Annotated in this window: 21 protein-coding genes and 1 pseudogene; 12 read left to right on the top strand and 10 right to left on the bottom strand. The window is 62.3% G+C overall.

What is annotated here, in order from left to right:
* Positions 1 to 120 precede the first annotated feature (120 nt).
* From KBY93_RS14930 to KBY93_RS14895, 8 genes are read right to left on the bottom strand one after another with little or no spacing between them, the layout of a single operon-like run.
* On the bottom strand, positions 121 to 1251 hold the full coding sequence (locus tag KBY93_RS14930) for a restriction endonuclease subunit S (RefSeq protein ID WP_255095221.1): 1131 nt from the start codon (positions 1249 to 1251) through the stop codon (positions 121 to 123).
* Positions 1251 to 2729: an N-6 DNA methylase gene (locus tag KBY93_RS14925; RefSeq protein WP_255095220.1), complete on the bottom strand. Its 1479-nt coding sequence runs from the start codon at positions 2727 to 2729 to the stop codon at positions 1251 to 1253. The genes KBY93_RS14930 and KBY93_RS14925 overlap by 1 nt, the downstream gene beginning before the upstream one ends.
* Positions 2729 to 3103: a type II toxin-antitoxin system VapC family toxin gene (locus tag KBY93_RS14920; RefSeq protein WP_255095219.1), complete on the bottom strand. Its 375-nt coding sequence runs from the start codon at positions 3101 to 3103 to the stop codon at positions 2729 to 2731. Before KBY93_RS14920 ends, KBY93_RS14925 begins: the two co-directional genes overlap by 1 nt.
* A 23-nt stretch (positions 3104 to 3126) precedes the next feature.
* Positions 3127 to 3387, bottom strand: coding sequence for an antitoxin (locus KBY93_RS14915; protein WP_255095218.1), 261 nt, complete (start codon positions 3385 to 3387; stop codon positions 3127 to 3129).
* 44 nt (positions 3388 to 3431) lie between these two features.
* The gene (gene hsdR, locus KBY93_RS14910) at positions 3432 to 6788 is read right to left on the bottom strand and encodes a type I restriction-modification system endonuclease (protein WP_255095217.1); all 3357 of its coding nucleotides are present in this window, start codon (positions 6786 to 6788) and stop codon (positions 3432 to 3434) included.
* A complete protein-coding gene (locus KBY93_RS14905) occupies positions 6785 to 8593 on the bottom strand; it encodes a DUF262 domain-containing protein (protein ID WP_255095216.1) in 1809 nt (602 codons plus the stop codon). Before KBY93_RS14905 ends, hsdR begins: the two co-directional genes overlap by 4 nt.
* Positions 8594 to 8596: 3 nt before the next feature.
* On the bottom strand, positions 8597 to 8977 hold the full coding sequence (locus KBY93_RS14900) for a hypothetical protein (protein ID WP_255095215.1): 381 nt from the start codon (positions 8975 to 8977) through the stop codon (positions 8597 to 8599).
* Positions 8974 to 9456, bottom strand: a complete 483-nt coding sequence (locus tag KBY93_RS14895) for a hypothetical protein (protein WP_255095214.1) — start codon at positions 9454 to 9456, stop codon at positions 8974 to 8976. Before KBY93_RS14895 ends, KBY93_RS14900 begins: the two co-directional genes overlap by 4 nt.
* Between KBY93_RS14895 and KBY93_RS16205 the strand changes: the two are divergent.
* From KBY93_RS16205 to KBY93_RS16195, 7 genes and pseudogenes are all read left to right on the top strand, one after another.
* A pseudogene (locus KBY93_RS16205) lies at positions 9395 to 9604 on the top strand (hypothetical protein); the annotation flags it as partial. The gene KBY93_RS14895 and the pseudogene KBY93_RS16205 overlap by 62 nt on opposite strands.
* Positions 9605 to 9701: 97 nt before the next feature.
* Positions 9702 to 10883, top strand: coding sequence for a DUF3427 domain-containing protein (locus tag KBY93_RS16200; protein ID WP_255095213.1), 1182 nt, complete (start codon positions 9702 to 9704; stop codon positions 10881 to 10883).
* Positions 10884 to 10953: 70 nt separating this feature from the next.
* Positions 10954 to 11160 carry a type II toxin-antitoxin system HicB family antitoxin gene (locus KBY93_RS14880; protein WP_255095212.1) on the top strand — a complete coding sequence of 69 codons (207 nt, stop codon included), beginning with the start codon at positions 10954 to 10956 and terminating at the stop codon, positions 11158 to 11160.
* Positions 11153 to 11368, top strand: a complete 216-nt coding sequence (locus KBY93_RS14875) for a type II toxin-antitoxin system HicA family toxin (RefSeq protein WP_255095211.1) — start codon at positions 11153 to 11155, stop codon at positions 11366 to 11368. Before KBY93_RS14880 ends, KBY93_RS14875 begins: the two co-directional genes overlap by 8 nt.
* A 97-nt stretch (positions 11369 to 11465) precedes the next feature.
* Positions 11466 to 11663, top strand: coding sequence for a type II toxin-antitoxin system HicB family antitoxin (locus tag KBY93_RS14870; RefSeq protein WP_255095210.1), 198 nt, complete (start codon positions 11466 to 11468; stop codon positions 11661 to 11663).
* Positions 11664 to 11934: 271 nt separating this feature from the next.
* Complete coding sequence (locus KBY93_RS14865; protein ID WP_255095209.1) at positions 11935 to 12129, top strand: DNA-binding protein; 195 nt, start codon at positions 11935 to 11937, stop codon at positions 12127 to 12129.
* An 81-nt stretch (positions 12130 to 12210) separates the two neighbouring features.
* Positions 12211 to 12357 (top strand): Fic family protein, encoded by a 147-nt coding sequence (locus KBY93_RS16195; RefSeq protein ID WP_315856422.1) that lies wholly within the window; start codon positions 12211 to 12213, stop codon positions 12355 to 12357.
* Positions 12358 to 12582: 225 nt separating this feature from the next.
* Here KBY93_RS16195 and KBY93_RS14855 read toward each other — a convergent pair whose 3' ends face one another.
* Both KBY93_RS14855 and KBY93_RS14850 read right to left on the bottom strand, forming a co-directional pair.
* Positions 12583 to 12921, bottom strand: a complete 339-nt coding sequence (locus tag KBY93_RS14855) for a DUF5615 family PIN-like protein (protein ID WP_255095208.1) — start codon at positions 12919 to 12921, stop codon at positions 12583 to 12585.
* An 8-nt stretch (positions 12922 to 12929) separates the two neighbouring features.
* On the bottom strand, positions 12930 to 13163 hold the full coding sequence (locus tag KBY93_RS14850; RefSeq protein ID WP_255095207.1) for a DUF433 domain-containing protein: 234 nt from the start codon (positions 13161 to 13163) through the stop codon (positions 12930 to 12932).
* A 199-nt stretch (positions 13164 to 13362) separates the two neighbouring features.
* On the opposite strand from KBY93_RS14850, the gene KBY93_RS14845 reads away from it, so the two are divergent.
* The 5 genes from KBY93_RS14845 (at position 13363) to KBY93_RS14830 (ending at position 15270) form a co-directional block, all read left to right on the top strand.
* Positions 13363 to 13662, top strand: a complete 300-nt coding sequence (locus KBY93_RS14845; RefSeq protein ID WP_255095206.1) for a nucleotidyltransferase family protein — start codon at positions 13363 to 13365, stop codon at positions 13660 to 13662.
* Between the two features lie 2 nt (positions 13663 to 13664).
* Positions 13665 to 14018 (top strand): DUF86 domain-containing protein, encoded by a 354-nt coding sequence (locus KBY93_RS14840; RefSeq protein WP_255095205.1) that lies wholly within the window; start codon positions 13665 to 13667, stop codon positions 14016 to 14018.
* 228 nt (positions 14019 to 14246) lie between these two features.
* Entirely contained in the window at positions 14247 to 14435 is a 189-nt protein-coding gene (locus KBY93_RS14835) for a DUF433 domain-containing protein (RefSeq protein ID WP_255095204.1), read from the top strand.
* Positions 14344 to 14841: a DUF5615 family PIN-like protein gene (locus tag KBY93_RS16320; RefSeq protein ID WP_399223309.1), complete on the top strand. Its 498-nt coding sequence runs from the start codon at positions 14344 to 14346 to the stop codon at positions 14839 to 14841. The genes KBY93_RS14835 and KBY93_RS16320 overlap by 92 nt, the downstream gene beginning before the upstream one ends.
* A 231-nt stretch (positions 14842 to 15072) precedes the next feature.
* Entirely contained in the window at positions 15073 to 15270 is a 198-nt protein-coding gene (locus tag KBY93_RS14830; RefSeq protein WP_255095203.1) for a type II toxin-antitoxin system HicB family antitoxin, read from the top strand.
* Positions 15271 to 15443 lie beyond the last annotated feature (173 nt).

The following is a 15443-nucleotide window of genomic DNA, read 5'->3' as shown; positions in this document are numbered from 1 at the left end:
TGCCATCACTGCTGCCGGATCCCTGAATTCAGCAGCAAGAGCAGCACTGCTTCTTTGCCCGCTCAGCGATGAGCGATCAGGCGTGCATTCGCGCGGCGGCGCATCCCGACCCCTGAATGGTTACAGCTCGTCAACGATATCAATTACTCGTTGTTGCTCGGATAAGCTCGGAGTGGATATTGGTATTCCGGAGACCTTTGAGACGCTGAGAGTATGCAGTCCAGTGCTTGTTTGCGCGCGCTTTTCTAATAGCTCTCTGCCAATAGGTGACATCAGCCAATAAAGCGCCCACTTGGGCTCCATTGAATATGACCTCCACCTGATCAGATGATTTTGATGAACACAATCAAGGTTGTCGTCTTGCCAGATCGCTACCCGGCCTACCTGCTGCAGGCTGCCATTGCCTTCGACAATGAGCAGATCACCAGCGCGAAGGACAGTCTTTAAGTATTCAGCCTCGGTGACACCAACAACGGCAATGTCATCAAGATCGAGGCGGTTTCTGTAGACATTTGCAACCCGAAGATACGGCTTCTTCTGATCCATGCGAATTCTGCTGGAGTTCTTGGTGATCCCCCCCGTTACCGCGCCACATTGACCTAATGCCTTGGTATCCCAGCTCGGCTCGGCTCTCTCCTCCCTCCACTCCCGCGTCAACTCCCCCGACGTTGCCGCCGCCAGCACGGCCTGGCGAAAACGCTTGAGGATCGCCGCCACGCCATCGAGCCGCTGGCGGCAGGCCTCGACAGAAGCGAGGGTGGTGTCGAGCTTGGCGGCGATGCGGTGTTGTTCGTTGAAGGGTGGAACTGCGACTTTTGTCTTCTCGAACTTTCCCTTTGTGACGTGTCTAAGCCCAACTCCACCATGGGCATTGTCAATAAGCTCGTTTAGCTTCTGGTTGATCGCAAATCGAAAGAAGCGCTTGTCAATGAGCCCATCATCGTAGTCGACGCGAAAAATATGCTGATTAAGCACTGCCTCGCCCCCACCCCACACATGAGCTCCGAATGAGGTGCCAGGAGTGCCTGACCAAGCGAAGAGCAGCTCACCGCCTTGCAGTCTGTTCCGCTCGTCGATTGGGCCTTGATAGTAGTTGAACTTCGCATTTGGATTGTTGAGATTTTGAATCCTGACGATTGGAACGCCTGTTTCTTTCCAGTCTGCAGATTTAAAAGCTCGGCCATTTCGGAGCTCGCATAGCTCCCCTATCTCGGCATGACACCAACCCTGGGGGAATCCCTGCTCCTCCATCACACCAACTCCTCCACCTCTTCCCCCAGCTCCGCCAGGATCGCCCGCAGATCCTCCAGAGCTCCTTCCAGCTCCAGCATCGCCTCCTGGGCCAGCACCGCCGGCTCAGGCAGGTCGGCGCCATCGTCGGCGGAGTCATCTTTCAGCCAGGCCAGATCCAGGCTGTCGCCCCGGGAGGCTATCTCCTCACGGCTGAAGCATTGCCAGCGGCCCTCCGGCCCGGTGGCGCAGCGCGGTGCCAGCCCCAGCGGATTGCCTCCGTAGGCCGCCTCGAAATCGGCGAAATGCTCACGGGTGAGGGGCGTGCGCTTGCCGAAGGCCGGCATGTTGGCCCGCAGGTCGTACACCCACACCGCTTGGGTGTTGCCCCGATCGCTGCTGCCGCGCGTGAAGAACAGCACATTGGTTTTCACGCCCTGGGCATAAAAAATGCCGGTGGGCAGGCGCAGGATCGTGTGCAGGTTGCACTTGTCCATCAGATCGGCGCGGATCTGCTTGCCCACGTTGCCCTCGAACAGCACGTTGTCGGGCAACACCACCGCCGCCCTGCCGCCGGGCACGAGAGCCCGGTAGATGTGCTGCAGGAAGCAGAACTGCTTGTTGCTGGTGGGGAAGGTGAAATCGGTGCGGCTCGGCAGGCCGCCGCCCTTCTTGGTGCCGAACGGCGGATTGGTGAGGATCAGGCTGGCCTTCGGTAGCCCTTCGCCGTCGCTGCTCATCGTGTCGCCATAGCGGATGCCCCCCTGGCCGGGCAGCGAATCCAGGCCGTGCAGCATCAGGTTCATCAGCGCCAGGCGGTGCGTGTCCTGCACGTGCTCCATGCCGTAGAAGGTGCGCTCGTAGAACTGCTTTTGCTGCGCCTCATCCAGCAGGCTCGGATCCTGGTGCTCCCGGATCCAGCGCTGCGCCGCGATCAGAAAGCCGCCGGTGCCCGCCGCCGGATCCTGGATCACATCGCCCAGCTGCGGCCGCATCACCGCCAACATCGCATCGATCAGTGGCCGGGGCGTGAAGTACTGGCCGGCGCCCGATTTTTTCTCCTCGGCGTTCTTCTGCAGCAGCCCCTCATAGAGATCCCCCAGCCCCTCCTGGCGGGCGCTGTACCAATCCAGCTTGTCGATCTCCGCCACCAGCTTGTTCAGCGTGACCGGCTTGCGGATGAAGGAGCTGGCATTGGCGAAGATCTCCTGCACCAGCACCGAGCTGCCGCTCTCGCTGCTGCCTAGCTCCAGCAGCAGCAGCTTGTAGTGCTCCAGCTGTTTGAGGCCCTTGAGCTTCTCCAGTTCGTCCCAGCGCCATTCCTCCGGGATCCCGGCTTCGGTGCCGGTTTCCTTGGCCATCTTCAGGAACAGCAGATAGGTGAGCTCGCTCACGTACTGGTGATACGTCACCCCGTCGTCCTTCAGCACATTGCAGAGGTTCCAGAGCTTGGCGACGATGTCGTGGGTGTGGCTGTGGCTTGCCATGCTTCCTGCCATCACCAGGCCTCCAGGCTGAGCTCGCCCACGTTGGCGAAGGCCTGGTCCGCCGTCACCAAGGCGCAGCCTTCGCTCAGGGCATGGCTGGCGATCAGCAGATCCATGGCCGCCAACGGCTTCCCATTGCGTTCGAGATCGGCCCGCATCCGGCCATACACCCTGGCGCAGGCTTCCGACCAGGGCAGGATCTCCAGGGTCTGAATGGTGTTCTCCACCAGCGCCTGCAACCGCGACGTGGGCGGCAGTTTCTCCAGGCCGTAGCGGATTTCCGCCACCACAATCGACGACAGGCAACAGCGTTGCTCACGCACCCACGTATCCAGGCGTGGGGACAGGCCCTTCAGAAAGGCGTTCACGGCGTTGGTGTCGAGCATCAGCCTCCCCGTCCCCGCAGCCATCAGGGGAACTCCACCGGTTCCGCAGGGCGCGTGTCGTGCAACCCCTCGAACAACGCTGCCAGCTCGGCTTGGAAGCCAGGCTCCTGCAACAGGGCATCCCGTTGATCCAGCAAGGCGCGGGCCGAGGGCCTCACCGGTGTGAGGACCACCGCGCCGCTCTCGGGATCCCGATGAACCTCCACCTCCGTTCCCTCGAAGCGGAATTCCGCCGGCAGGCGCACCGCCTGGCTGCGGCCGTTGCGGAACAGCTTGGCGCGCATCGACCCTGCGTGATGGATACCAAGTCTAGACCGAGGATCCATCCTCAGGCTGCCTCCCAAACGGCTTCATGGAAGTGGTGCAGCACCTGCTCCAGCTCACCGCCGAACAGCTTGTTCAACCGTGGCCAGCCGCCCCCCTCGCGGCGGAACAGCAGGGCGTCGTCGTCCAGCGCTTCGCGGTCGACGATCGTGATCGCCTTGGTCTGGTTGGCGATCCGTTGCAGCCACTGGCGTTGGGGCGTGGTCCAGGCCCGGGAGGCCAGGATCCGCTGCAGGGCCTTCTCCACCCGCTGCTCGTAGGGCACCAGCGGATCCCCGAGGGCCGCCTGGCGGATGTAGCCCATGATCGAAGCGGCCATGTCCTGGTTGGTGGTTTCGCGCCAGGCGGTGGCCAGGGTGGCCTCGTTGTAGCCCCGCTGATCCAAGGCGAGCCTCAGCTCCCGCAGATCCTTGCGGGTGAGTTCCCAGGGCCGTTGCAGCACGGTGGTGAGGGCCGGCAGGTCGTTGCCGGGGTCGCGCACATAGGTCGAGAAGCCATCGAGGTAATCCTCCGGGCGGGTGGCTGCCCCATAACCCCGCTCAATCGAGCGCAGGGTGTCGTCGTGCTCGGAGAGGAACTGGGGCTGGCCTGGCCCTTCCCACTTCGTATCCAGCAGGTCCCCCAGGCCAGTGATCGTGCCAAGCCAGCGGCTGGCCTCCGCGATGGGTAGCTGCTGCAGCCGCGTGATGAACGCAGCAGGTTCTTCCCCGGTGAGCTGCCGGAACTGGGCCTCGGCGGTTTCACTGAGGTGCCGCTGCTTGCGCCGCAGCTTGGCGATCAGCTGCTCCCGCACGAGCTCGCAATCGTCTCCCTCGGTGGCGTCGAGTTCCTGGATCAGCTGGCTGAAACTGACCTTCGGATTCACCACCACCGGCTGCATCTGTGTGAAGCCCTGCAGGGCGTCGTAGATGCCCACCGCATCGAAGATGCGGAAGCTGTCTTTGCCGATCGCCTCACACAGGCGAGTGGCACGGCCGATCATCTGGTCGTAGAGGATGCGGCTGTTCATGCGCCGCAGGAACACGATGTTGCAGATCGCCGGCACATCCACCCCCGTGCTGAGCAGATCCACCGTGACGGCCACATTGGGAAAGGCCTCGTTCTTGTAGCGGCGGATCAGTTCCTTGGGTTTGTCGCTGGTGCCAGTGATCTTGGCCACCGCATCATCCTCCACACCGTCGTAACGCTCCCGGAAGGCTTCCTTCAAGAGCAGCACCACCAGATCGGCATGGGCATCGGTGGCACAGAAGATCAGCGTTTTCTGGGGCGACAGTGGATCGAGCTCATTCGCCAGCACCTCGCACACCGCCTTGTTGAACGGCTCGGTGATCACCTGCCGGTTGAAGGCATCCACCTCGAAGCGCAGCTCATCGGGCGTGGTGAACAGCTCAGTTTGAGCCGTGCGCGGGTTGTAGGTTTTCACCTCCTCTCCGGCAGCCCAGCGGATGCCTTCGCTGGAGAGCTCCGTGGAGATCAGCACGGGGGGCTCATGGTCCACCAGGAAGCCATCCACCACCGCCTCGCGGTAGCTGTACACGAACACCGGCTGGCCGAAGATCTCCACCGTGTGCAACGCCGGGGTGGCCGTCAGGCCGATCTTCACGGCATCAAACGTCTCCAGCACCCGCCGGTACTTCGACACGTATTCGTTGAAATCCCGGAAGCCCAGCTCCCGATCACTGAGCTCCCGGTCGAGCAGATAGCCTCGGTGGCATTCATCCACCACGATCAGGTCATAGGTGTCCACCGTGGGTTTGTCGTCTTCGGCACCCAGCAGCAGCCGCTGCACCATCGCCTGCACGGTGGCGATCTGCACCCTGGTGTCGGATTCGGTCTCCCGCTCCCCCAGTTCCTTGATGCCGTAGATGTCGGCGAAGCTCTGCAGGCTCTCCATGCGCGTTTCCTTGAACGCATCGGCGGCCTGCGTGCCCAGCTCAGAGCGGTCCACCAGAAACAGCACCCGCCGGAAACGCCCCGTCTTGAGCAGGCGGTAGATCAGAGTCACGCAGGTTTTGGTCTTGCCGGTGCCCGTGGCCATCGCCAGCAGAATCTCCCTCTGGCCATCGCCGATCGCCGCTTCGGCGGCTTCGATCGCGCGCCGCTGGTAGGGGCGCAGCGCAAAGCCATAGCTGAAACCCTCGCGCCGCAGTTGCTCGTCGGCCTCGGCCACGTTCTGCCGCGCCAGAGCCTGGAGCCCTTCCGGTGAATACCAGCCATCCAGCGGGCCGGCGAGGTTCTCAGCCCGGCGCAGATCCCGGAACCAGATGCCGCTGCGGGTGCGCAACTGGCGCAGAAACGGCCGCCCATTGCTGGATAAGGCGAAGGGGATGCGGTACACCCCGTCAGGCCCCCAGCCCCCGCTGTCCGCCTCCGTTTCTGCGCTGGGCTGGAAGTCGCGGCAGTAACGCTGGGCCTGGGGCAGCACACCCGCCACATCTTTGTTGGCCCGTTTGGCTTCCACGGCAGCAATGGCGGTGAGCCCCACGAACAACACATAGTCGGCAGGGCCGCTGCTGGTCGGCCATTCGGCGATCGCCAGGTTGCGGTGCTTCTGCGGGCGGGTTCCTGCTACGTAGCGAAGGGTCTGGGTGTCGGCCTCCCAGCCGGCCTGGCGCAGCTGCTCGTCGATCAGCTGGCGGGTGGCGGCCTCATCCAGCTCGATCGCGCCAGCCGCGGCGCGGGCCGCCTGCCGCAATCCCGTGGCCACTGCCGGCGGCTGCTGGGCGGCCGCGCTCTGCTGGGCCTGGAGCTGGGCGGCCAGGGCAGCCTTATCGGCCTCCACCTGCTCAGCAAGCTGCTCCCATTGCTGCTGCTCGCCCAGGGCCTGCTGCAGCTGGGCTTCAGCAACACTGAGCTGCTCGCTGATTGCACCCTCGTTGGCGCGGTAGGTCTCGAGCGCGGCCTGCAGCCGAGCCAGTTCCTGCTTCAGCTCCTCGCTTTCATCAACCGGGGGCTGAGGGGGCCGAAACGGGCCGCTACGGAACTCCGGATCGCCGAAGCTGCGGTGGAACCACACCCCCAGCTGCCAGGCAATCTTGAGGGTGCTCAGGGCGCTGGCATGGTCGCCCTGGAGCCCATGGGTGGCGTCGTTGCCGTTCTTGCGCAGGTCGTGGAAGAGCACCGCCACCTCCCGCTCGATCAGGCCATCCAGTTCCAGGCGCCGGATCAGGGCCAGCTGTGTTTCCTCAAGGCTGGTGAACACGCCGAAACGGGAGGCCACCTGCTGGGCCAACCGCTCACCCAGCTGCCGGAGCTTGATCAACGCCGTGTTCGGATCCTCGGGGAAGTAGCGCTCTGCCAGAACCCCCAGTCGGAACAGCTGTTCGTCGTAGCGACGCAGGTGGGCGAAGTTGGTGCTCACAACACAGCCACCCACTGACGGATCTTCTCGGCCATCAGGCGCCTGCGCTCCACCAGGAAGACGTTGTAGTCCAAGGGGTCGCCATCCAGAAGCGTTGTGGGCAGGCAGTTCATGGTGAGATTGGCCCTGAGCTCTGCCGCCTCGGTGATGCCGCCATACCGCTTAGGACCACCGTTCACTTGCTCGCGCAACTCCGCGAAGTAGACCTCGGGCGCCTTGTCGCCGATCGCGATATTGATCTCGCTCTGGGCCATCACGAAGTTGGCGATCTGGTTGTAATTGCTCCTGGAGGCTCCTTCCCGCTGCAGATGTTTGCGTGGAAATACATGGTGCTTGTCGCCTCGATTCAGGAGCAAGTCGCGTACGGTGATGCCGGCCGAAAGGAATCCCCGATCACCAAGCCGAGCCTGGGCTGCCTGGTAGGCGATGAAATAGGGGCTCGTCGACGACGATGTGTCCATCAGCTGCGGCAGCATCCCCGTCCAGAACGTCGAGGGCAGCTCGTTCTCGATCACGGCTTCCGCATAGGCCTGCAGGCCCTGGGAATCAATTTGGCGGATGTCGAAATCGAAGGCTGTTTCCGGGCTGCCGGAATAGCGACCCCTGAGAATCGACATCGCGAACCATCGCCGTACGAGGCTTTCGATATCGTCAGCTGGAAGGCCTTCTCGTCGGCCTCGCAGATAAAGGATATAGGCGAAGTTGATGGCATTGCGGCTGCGGATCAAATCGCTGGTCACAAACCCCGCCGATTTGAGGATCATGATGATCCGATCGAAGTGGGTCTTACTCATGAAGGCAAGAACGCCTTGCTTCAGCTTCGCAAACGATTGTTCGGCGATGATTTCCTCATATTGCTTGGTGGCAAAGTTCCTGCCTGACAACAAGGCGACCAGATCCTGGAGCTTGCCTCGGCCAAACTCCGAGGTGAACGCCACCCGCAGCATGTCGGTGTAGGTGGGGTCATAGAGGTCGTCATTGACGTCCTTGAGCCACGCCATCCTGGGCAGGAACTCCGACTTGGCGAACTCCGGGTCGTTCTTGTCGATCTGAGAGTAAAAGTCTGGAGAGATCGCCAGGTGACAGAAGTATTCGATAGCCTTGCGTAGCGTGTTGCCGCCATAGGTCTCGTTGACGGCGATCTTCGACATGGCGAAGTCGGCCTGGGACAGCTCCGCCCCGGCCGAATTAACGCGTATAAAAATCTCCGTAACGGTCTCAATATCAAGATCCTCTGCCAGCTCAATCAGGCCAACGGAGTTGTTAACGATCTTCAGGAGCCTTTGCAGCGACTTGCCAACGCGGTTCCGATCAATCTCCGGATTGCGCGCAACGTACGAATCCGTCTGATCGAAAAGATCAGCATCCGTCTGGAAGAGCTTGGAGACGTCTGGAATCCAGAGAGGATTCTTGGCGATGGCAGGGTTGCTGACTTCAAAACTCGGCTCGTCTTCCCCAGCGAGCGGGTTGAAGGCGATGCGGATGCGAACGCGTTCGTAGTCCTTCGTGAGCACCTCCATGCCCAAGAGAGATGCCATCAGGGCCGTCACCCGTTGCTGCCCGTCGATCAGGATGCGCTTTCCGGCGGACGTGGTGCCGTCCTTCAGCTTGACCGTGGGGTTGCGCCAGGCAATCAGGTAACCCACAGGGAACCCCTGATAGAGGGAATCAAGGAGATTCCGCACCTTCGTGGCTTCCCAAACGAAAGGCCGCTGAATCTCGGGGATAGCAATTTCGCCGCTTTTCACCCACGTCAGCAGGGTGTCGATGGGGTGGGGGGTGACGGAGTAGCGCTGGGTGGCCATCTCTCAACCCTCCCCCAGCAACTGCCGCACCATCGCAATCAACTCCTTCTTCGTGAAACTCTCCAACGGCGGCGGCGGTGGGGTCACTCCATGGCGTTCCAGCAGTTGGGCCAGAGCAGCCTTTTGCAACTTGGAGTACCCCTTGATGCCGTGCTCCTTGCACAGGCGCTTAAGGCTGGCCGCGGGCTGCGTCAGGAAGCTCCCTTTCCCCAGCAAGGCTTTCGGGTCCGGGGTGCTTGCGGGCTGGGGATCCTGGAGGTCCTGGAGCGCCGCAGTCGAGCGCTGCAGATGGTCCGCCACCCGGCGGTACACCCGGGCATCGGTCCCCGCCAGTTCCCGGTTGGTCTGCTCTAGCAAATCAGCGATTGACGGGCCCGCGCTCATGGCTGCCCGCCCAGCTGGTCATAGCCGCCCGGCTTCTGAGCAGAAGTTGGAATGCTCCCCTCGGATGCTTCTGACGCCAGAGCCGCAGCCTTGGCCTTCACCGATCGCCAGCGCTTCGCCTGCTCGATCAAGCGACGGAACATCTCCACGAGCCAGAAGCCGCTTTGGCGCTCGCTCTCATCGATCAGGCCCACCATGGCATCGCCCGTTTCCTCCAGCTCGCGGATCACGGTGCCGAGCTTGGCGTTGAGGGCATGAAGCCGAGCCTTGGCCCGCGCCTCATCGGCCAGGTCCGCCTCCAGCTCCACCAACTCCCGCTGCAGCTCGGTGATCACCACCCCCCGCCGGTCGCTTTGGGCCTTGAGCACGCCCCGGGAGCGGTTGGCCGACACCAGGGCCGCCCGGCAGTCCTGGTAGGTGCCCTCCAGGGCCTCTGGATCGGGTGTGATCGGGAATTCGCTGGCCGAACGAAGCGGCATCGGGATTCGAATATCTGACCCAAGGATTGCCGATTTGGAGCCGTTTTGCCTTGGTTGGTTCCAAGGATCTCGTGGTGCCCCAGCCTCCCGCGAAGAGCGCGCCGAGCAGATCCGCCGCCTGCGATCCGGTGAGCTGCAGATCCTCTTCGCCGTGGATCTGTTCAACGAAGGGCTCGACATCCCCGAGATCGAAACAGTGCTGCGGCCGCGGTCTGCGCCTCTGCCCGGGCAAGAGCTGCCTCACGGTGCTCGATTTCATCGGCCAGGCCCATCGCCGCTTCCGCCACGACCTCCGCTACCGCGCCCTGCTCGGCGGCACGCGCGACCAGCTGCGCCAACAGATCGAAGCCGGCTTCCCCTTCCTCCCCGCCGGCTGCAGCCTCCAGCTCGATCGCGTCTCGGCTGAGCGGGTGCTTTCAAATCTGCGCGAGTCGCTGCCCAGCAGCCGGCCCCAGCTGCTGGCGGAATGCCGCCGCCTCGGGGCCTGCTCGCTGGCGGATCTGCTCGACGGGCTCGGCATGGAGCTGGGGGAGTTCTATCGGGTGGCGGGGTCGTGGGCGTTGCTGCAGCGGGAGCTGGGCTGGGTGGCGGCGGGCGCGGCCTCGGGTGTGCCCACGGCGGATGAGGAGCGGCTGGGGCGGGGGATCGCCGGTGGCCTGCTGCACCTCGACGACCCCGAACGGCTGCGCTGGCTGGCGGATCAGCTGCAGCGGCCGCTGGCGCCCGATCCGGCGGGGTTGGATCTGTTGGCTGAGCGCCAGTGGCGGATGCTGCTGGCCCAGCTCTGGGGCAGTGGCCGCAACCATGTGCCCCTCGCAGAAGCGTTGGTGCGGCTCTGGGCCGCCGCATCCATCCGCGCCGAGCTGGTGGAGCTGTTCGGGCTCCTGCTGGAGCGCACAACCCACCTGGTGGCGCCGCTCGCCTGGCCGTTTCTCCCCGAAGGCGAGCCAGCCCCGCCGGTACCCCTGAAGCTCCACGGCCGCTACTCCCGCGCCGAAGTGTTCGCGGCCTTCGGCTTGTTGAACGAAGCCCGGCCCTTCCCCGGCCGCGAGGGGGTGTTCTGCGATGAGGCGTCGCGTTGCGACGTGTTCTTCATCACCCTGAAGAAGAGTGAGCGGTTGTTCTCCCCCACCACCCGCTACAACGATTACGCCATCTCCCGTACTGAGTTCCACTGGGAGAGCCAGAGCCTCACCCGGGAAGCCTCAGCCACCGGCCAGAGATACATCCACCACCGAGAGCGCGGCAGCCGGGTGCTGTTGTTTGTGCGGGAGGAGAACAAGCGCGGCGGCGTCACGCTGCCGTTTCTGTGCCTGGGCTTTGCGGATTATGTGAGCCACGAAGGCGAGCGGCCGATGGCGATTCGCTGGCGGCTGCAGCGTGCGATTCCGGGGGCCTCCTACCCGGAGCTGGCGGTGGCGGTTTGAAGGGGTTCAGAATTTCAGGATCTTCCGGCCGCTGCCAGCCCTGTCAGGATGGAGTGAAAGCCGTAGGTCCATGGAACTGACAGCCGTGCTCAGCCCAGCCGAAGAAGGCGGCTATGTGGCCTTCAACCCCGAAACCGGCACCGCAAGCCAGGGCGAGTCCATTGATGAAGCACTTGCAAACCTGCGCGAGGCGACATCTTTGTATCTCGAGGAGTTCCCACTCGTTTTGACGGGTCACCCACTGGTCACGATGTTCAGCATTCCTGCCCATGCCTGAACTTCCGCACCTTTCTGGTCGGGAGGTTATTCGGGCATTGGAACGCCTGGGGTTCAGCGCTGTCCGGCAGAACGGAAGCCACGTGGTGATGCGCTGCGGTAGCCGGGGTTGCGTGGTTCCGTTGCATCGACCGGTCAAGGTGGGCACCCTCGCAGGCCTTCTTCGCCAGGCTCAGGTCGACGTCAGTGAGTTCCTCAGAGTTCTTTGATCCCGCACGATTGACGGCCGCCTCAGTGGCATCTCCTCCGGAGCTGGCGGTGGCGGTGTGAGGGGGGCCAGACTGGTCACATCAAGGCGCCGGCCCCATGACCTACCGCATCCGCCTGCTCGAAACCGAAGAATGCTGGGCTGTGAGCTGCCTCGACCTGCCTGGCTGTCACTCCCAGGGCAACACCCGCGAGGAAGCTCTCAGCAACATCCGCGAGGCCATCACCCTTTGGCTTGAGGTCGAGGCCGAGGAGGCCGGCGTGAAGAGCGTGGAAACGCTGGAGTTGGCTATGTAATGCCAAGGCTTCCAGGGATCAGCCAGAAGGAGGCGGTGAGGGTGTTCCAGAAACTTGGCTATCGGGTGGTGTGCCATCACCATGGGTGCCATTGCCCGTGACGCCGGCCTCACGCCTCAGGAGTTCCGGGAGTTGCTCTGAGCCAGAAGGGCGATTCGTTGGCGGCTGCAGCGGCCGATTCCGGGGGCCTTCGATCCGGAGCTGGCGGTGGCGGTTTGAGGGGGCTCTCCCCCTTCAAGCTCTCCTATCCTTGGGGTTCTGGATGATTGCCATGGCTCTCGCCATTGAGCTCAATGAAGAACAGTCCCGGGCCCTGGCCGAGGTGGCCGGGCTGCTCAACGTGCCCCAGGAGGTCCTGGCCTCGGCCGCCGTCCGCGATCTCCTCAGCCGACCCTCCGCAGACTTCGAAGCAGCCGCATCGAACGTGCTGGCAAAGAATGAGGAGCTTTACCGTCGTCTGGCGTGATCCGCTATCTCCGCCTCGGTGAGGTACTGGAGCTGCACCGCCGATTGATCGCCACGTCCGGCGGTTCACCCGGATTGCGGGATCTTTTTAGGTGTTGATCTCTATCCCACTCTCATCGAAAAGTCTGCCGTTCTTGGCTTTTCCCTGATCAAGAATCATCCCTTTGTGGATGGCAACAAGCGTGTTGGCCATGCAGTCATGGAAGTGATGTTGATGCTTAACCGCTAAGAGTTGACCGCTTCCAACGAATCCACCGAAGCCGTTGTTCTTGCCGTGGCCTCCGGAACGCTTGATCGGCAGGCCTTGACCGAGTGGGTTAGGGAGCAGATCAAGCCCTTGGGATGAGGTTGGCGGCCGATGCAGACGCCGGCTGCTGCAGCGGGCGATTCCGGGGGCGTTCTATCCGGAGCTGGCGGAGTGAGGAGGGCGCTAAGGCTGCTCTTCTGCTCAGCCTTAGCGCAACGTCAGCAGTGAAGTGTTGAGTTCCTTGATGAACGCCACGATCACATCCCGCCTGGTCAACAGAATCCTGGAAATATTTTGAGTACTGGTGTTGCCTACAACCAGCCACAGCACCTTGGGTGGTGCACCCCGTAAAAGGCTCAGTCCACGAAAGTCATCATCCTTCGTGACGATGGTGAACCCACGCTGCTGAGCAAAACTCCAGATTTCAAGATCCGCTGCACCCTTGAGGCCCACATCGCGAATGTGGACGCTGCCTGGAAAGAAGTCAGCCGTTGCAGATGCCAGACGAGGACTGAGATTTTCATCAAACAGAAGGGGCCCAGTCATCGGAGCAATCACGCTGTCGTGAGGTCACTCAGGCGCTTCTCACGATCTGCTGCGTAGCTCAAGACAGCCTGAAGATGCTCCACCCGCAGGTCAGGAAAATCGGCCAGGATTTCATCCTGACTCATGCCGCTGGCCAGGTACTCCAACACATCCGAAACACTGATACGGGTGCCTGCAATACAGGGTTTGCCGCTTCGGATTCCCGGCGTGCAGGTAATCAGAGGAGTTGCTGCTCTCACCATAGATCCATCCAGCCGCTTTTACCAAAGATAGGCGAACCAAAGGGTCACCATCAACGAGAACGATCTCCCGATGGCGATCCGCTGCCGGCTGCAGCGGCCGATTCCGGGGGCGTTCTATCCGGAGCTGGCGGTGGCGGTTTGAGGGAACCCACGACTCCACTAACCTGACTCCATGGACACGGCTGCCCCACTGCTGCCCTTGCTGATCGACCGGCTTGAGCCGCTCAGGCACCTGTGCAACCGCTACGGCGTGGATCGGCTTGAAGTGTTCGGCTCGGCGGCGAAGGGCCTGTTTGACCCTGCCAGCAGTGATCTGGACTTCATCGTGCAGATGACGGGCCAACGAGAACCGGGCTATGCCCGGCGCTTCTGTTCCTTCGCCGATGAATTGGAAGCACTTTTCGGCCGTCCGGTGGATCTCCTGACGGAATCCATGATCCACAATCCCTTTTTCCGCAAAGACGTGGACGCTTCACGGCGGCTTCTCCTGGAACTCTGAACATGCGAAGGGAGGCGCTGAAACGCCTGCTTGACGCCTTTGAGGCCATCGAGGCGATTGAGCGCTTCATTGAGAACTGCACCCTTGATCACTACCTTGACGATGAACTGATCCAATCAGCAGTAGAACGTAAGTTCGAAATCATCGGAGAGGCACTCAAGCGGGCCCTCGATGCCGATCCCAGCGTTCTTGACGTCATCCCCGATCTCCGCCGCATCGTGGGTACCCGCAACAGAATAATTCATGTCTACGAAACCGTGGATCAGCTGATCCTCTGGGATGCAATCCAGAATGACCTCCCTGGCCTCAAAACCTCTCTGCAGGATGTACTGAGCAAAGACGCCCCAATGCCTTAGCCAGCGACTTGAAAGCATCCAACGCCTGGATGGGCCTATTCCTCCCCATCACTCGAGATGCGGCGGCTCCACGTGCCGTTCCTGTGCCTGCGCATTGCCGGATCCATGAGCCACGAAGGCGAGGGGCCATGGCGATTCGCTGGCGGCTGCAGCGGCCGATTCCGGGGGGCTTCTATCCGGAGCTGGCGGTGGCGGTTTGAGGAGGGCTGGAGCCGGTAGCCTGGCTTTATGGCTCATTCCCGCATCACCCACAACCCATCCCAGTGCGGCGGCAAGCCCTGCATCAGAGGAATGCGGATCCGCGTGAGCGATGTGCTTGATCTTTATGCCGCTGGGCTCTCCCCCGATCAGATCCTCACCGAGCTTCCTGATCTTGAGCCGGAGGATCTCCAGGCGGCCCTTAGCTACGCCGCCTGAGAGTTGGATCACAGCACAATTCGCTCCGATCCAGGCGGTGCCAGTCAGAGAGCTAGGCCTCAGGGATGCGGATGACCGGGAGATCTTCGCGCAGGCCAGATCGGCAGGCGCAGTGGTGATGACGAAGGATCGCGACTTCCTGCATCTCCTCTTCGAGCAGGGGCCGCCTCCCCAGGTGATCTGGCTTCGTGTGGGAACAGTTCCAACCAGGCTCTCCAGGCCGTGCTGCTGCGCACCCTTGAGCAGGCTGTGGCCAGCCTTGGTGAAGGGGAGCCCTGGGTCGAAGTGCGCTCGCCACGCTGAAACCCCTGCGCTACAAGCGCGAGCAGCGCAAGCGGGGCAGCGTCACCGAACCATTCGTGTGCCTCGGCTGGTGGCTCCGCCACGCTGGCCGGCGGCCAGGTAGCGCCACCTTTCCAAAGTCGCGAAGGCGAGCGCCCGATGGCGATTCGCTGGCGGCTGGATAGGGCGATCCCGGCGGGGTGGATGCAGGGGATGGGGTTGGCGGTTTGAAGGGGGGCAACGCGTCAAGAGAGGGCGCCTGGTCGCCTCCCTGACTGCGGCCACTTTTTTGTTGAACCTAAACTGATTGAAATGTGGTAACGAGGCTGGTTTGATGAAGGGGGAACTGACTGCCGTGATCGAGCCAGCTCCGGAGGGTGGCTTCTGGGCGATCTGCCTGGAGATTCCCGGCGCTAACGGCCAGGGAGAATCCATGGAAGAAGCAAGAAAGGATCTGCAGGCCGCCATTGAGCTGCTGCTTGAAGATCGTGAGGCTGATATCAGCCGTGGCCTGCCAACCGATGCCGTGCGCATGCCCCTGCAGATCGGATGAAACGCCGTGATCTGGAACGGCGGCTACGTATGGCTGGATGTGTTCTTAAGGAAGCTCTGATCAAGACGGCTTAATCCAAGCAACCCAGTCTCATTCTCGACAATGAGACGATCCTGAGCAAATTTTGCCTGCTTTTCGCTCACAGCAGTACCCACAAAGATGTCCAGTCAGTT

It is taken from the genome of Synechococcus sp. J7-Johnson (assembly GCF_024345795.1).
GTDB lineage: Bacteria > Cyanobacteriota > Cyanobacteriia > PCC-6307 > Cyanobiaceae > Regnicoccus_A.
Note: the sequence above shows the minus strand (reverse complement) of the source record. Positions and strands in the feature narration are given on the sequence as shown.

Excerpts from the sequence above, each read along its gene's own strand:
- KBY93_RS14895 (WP_255095214.1), bottom strand. The coding sequence starts at position 9,456 with ATGCCGCTTCGTTCGGCCAGCGAATTCCCGATCACACCCGATCCAGAG.
- KBY93_RS14850 (WP_255095207.1), bottom strand. The coding sequence starts at position 13,163 with ATGGTGAGAGCAGCAACTCCTCTGATTACCTGCACGCCGGGAATCCGA.
- KBY93_RS14870 (WP_255095210.1), top strand. The coding sequence starts at position 11,466 with ATGACCTACCGCATCCGCCTGCTCGAAACCGAAGAATGCTGGGCTGTG.
- KBY93_RS14900 (WP_255095215.1), bottom strand. The coding sequence starts at position 8,977 with ATGAGCGCGGGCCCGTCAATCGCTGATTTGCTAGAGCAGACCAACCGG.
- KBY93_RS14875 (WP_255095211.1), top strand. The coding sequence starts at position 11,153 with ATGCCTGAACTTCCGCACCTTTCTGGTCGGGAGGTTATTCGGGCATTG.
- KBY93_RS14925 (WP_255095220.1), bottom strand. The coding sequence starts at position 2,729 with ATGGCAGGAAGCATGGCAAGCCACAGCCACACCCACGACATCGTCGCC.
- KBY93_RS16320 (WP_399223309.1), top strand. The coding sequence starts at position 14,344 with ATGCCGCTGGGCTCTCCCCCGATCAGATCCTCACCGAGCTTCCTGATC.
- KBY93_RS14840 (WP_255095205.1), top strand. The coding sequence starts at position 13,665 with ATGCGAAGGGAGGCGCTGAAACGCCTGCTTGACGCCTTTGAGGCCATC.
- KBY93_RS14880 (WP_255095212.1), top strand. The coding sequence starts at position 10,954 with ATGGAACTGACAGCCGTGCTCAGCCCAGCCGAAGAAGGCGGCTATGTG.
- KBY93_RS14865 (WP_255095209.1), top strand. The coding sequence starts at position 11,935 with ATGGCTCTCGCCATTGAGCTCAATGAAGAACAGTCCCGGGCCCTGGCC.
- KBY93_RS14905 (WP_255095216.1), bottom strand. The coding sequence starts at position 8,593 with ATGGCCACCCAGCGCTACTCCGTCACCCCCCACCCCATCGACACCCTG.
- KBY93_RS14920 (WP_255095219.1), bottom strand. The coding sequence starts at position 3,103 with ATGCTCGACACCAACGCCGTGAACGCCTTTCTGAAGGGCCTGTCCCCA.
- KBY93_RS14855 (WP_255095208.1), bottom strand. The coding sequence starts at position 12,921 with ATGACTGGGCCCCTTCTGTTTGATGAAAATCTCAGTCCTCGTCTGGCA.
- KBY93_RS14930 (WP_255095221.1), bottom strand. The coding sequence starts at position 1,251 with ATGGAGGAGCAGGGATTCCCCCAGGGTTGGTGTCATGCCGAGATAGGG.
- KBY93_RS14915 (WP_255095218.1), bottom strand. The coding sequence starts at position 3,387 with ATGCGCGCCAAGCTGTTCCGCAACGGCCGCAGCCAGGCGGTGCGCCTG.
- KBY93_RS14835 (WP_255095204.1), top strand. The coding sequence starts at position 14,247 with ATGGCTCATTCCCGCATCACCCACAACCCATCCCAGTGCGGCGGCAAG.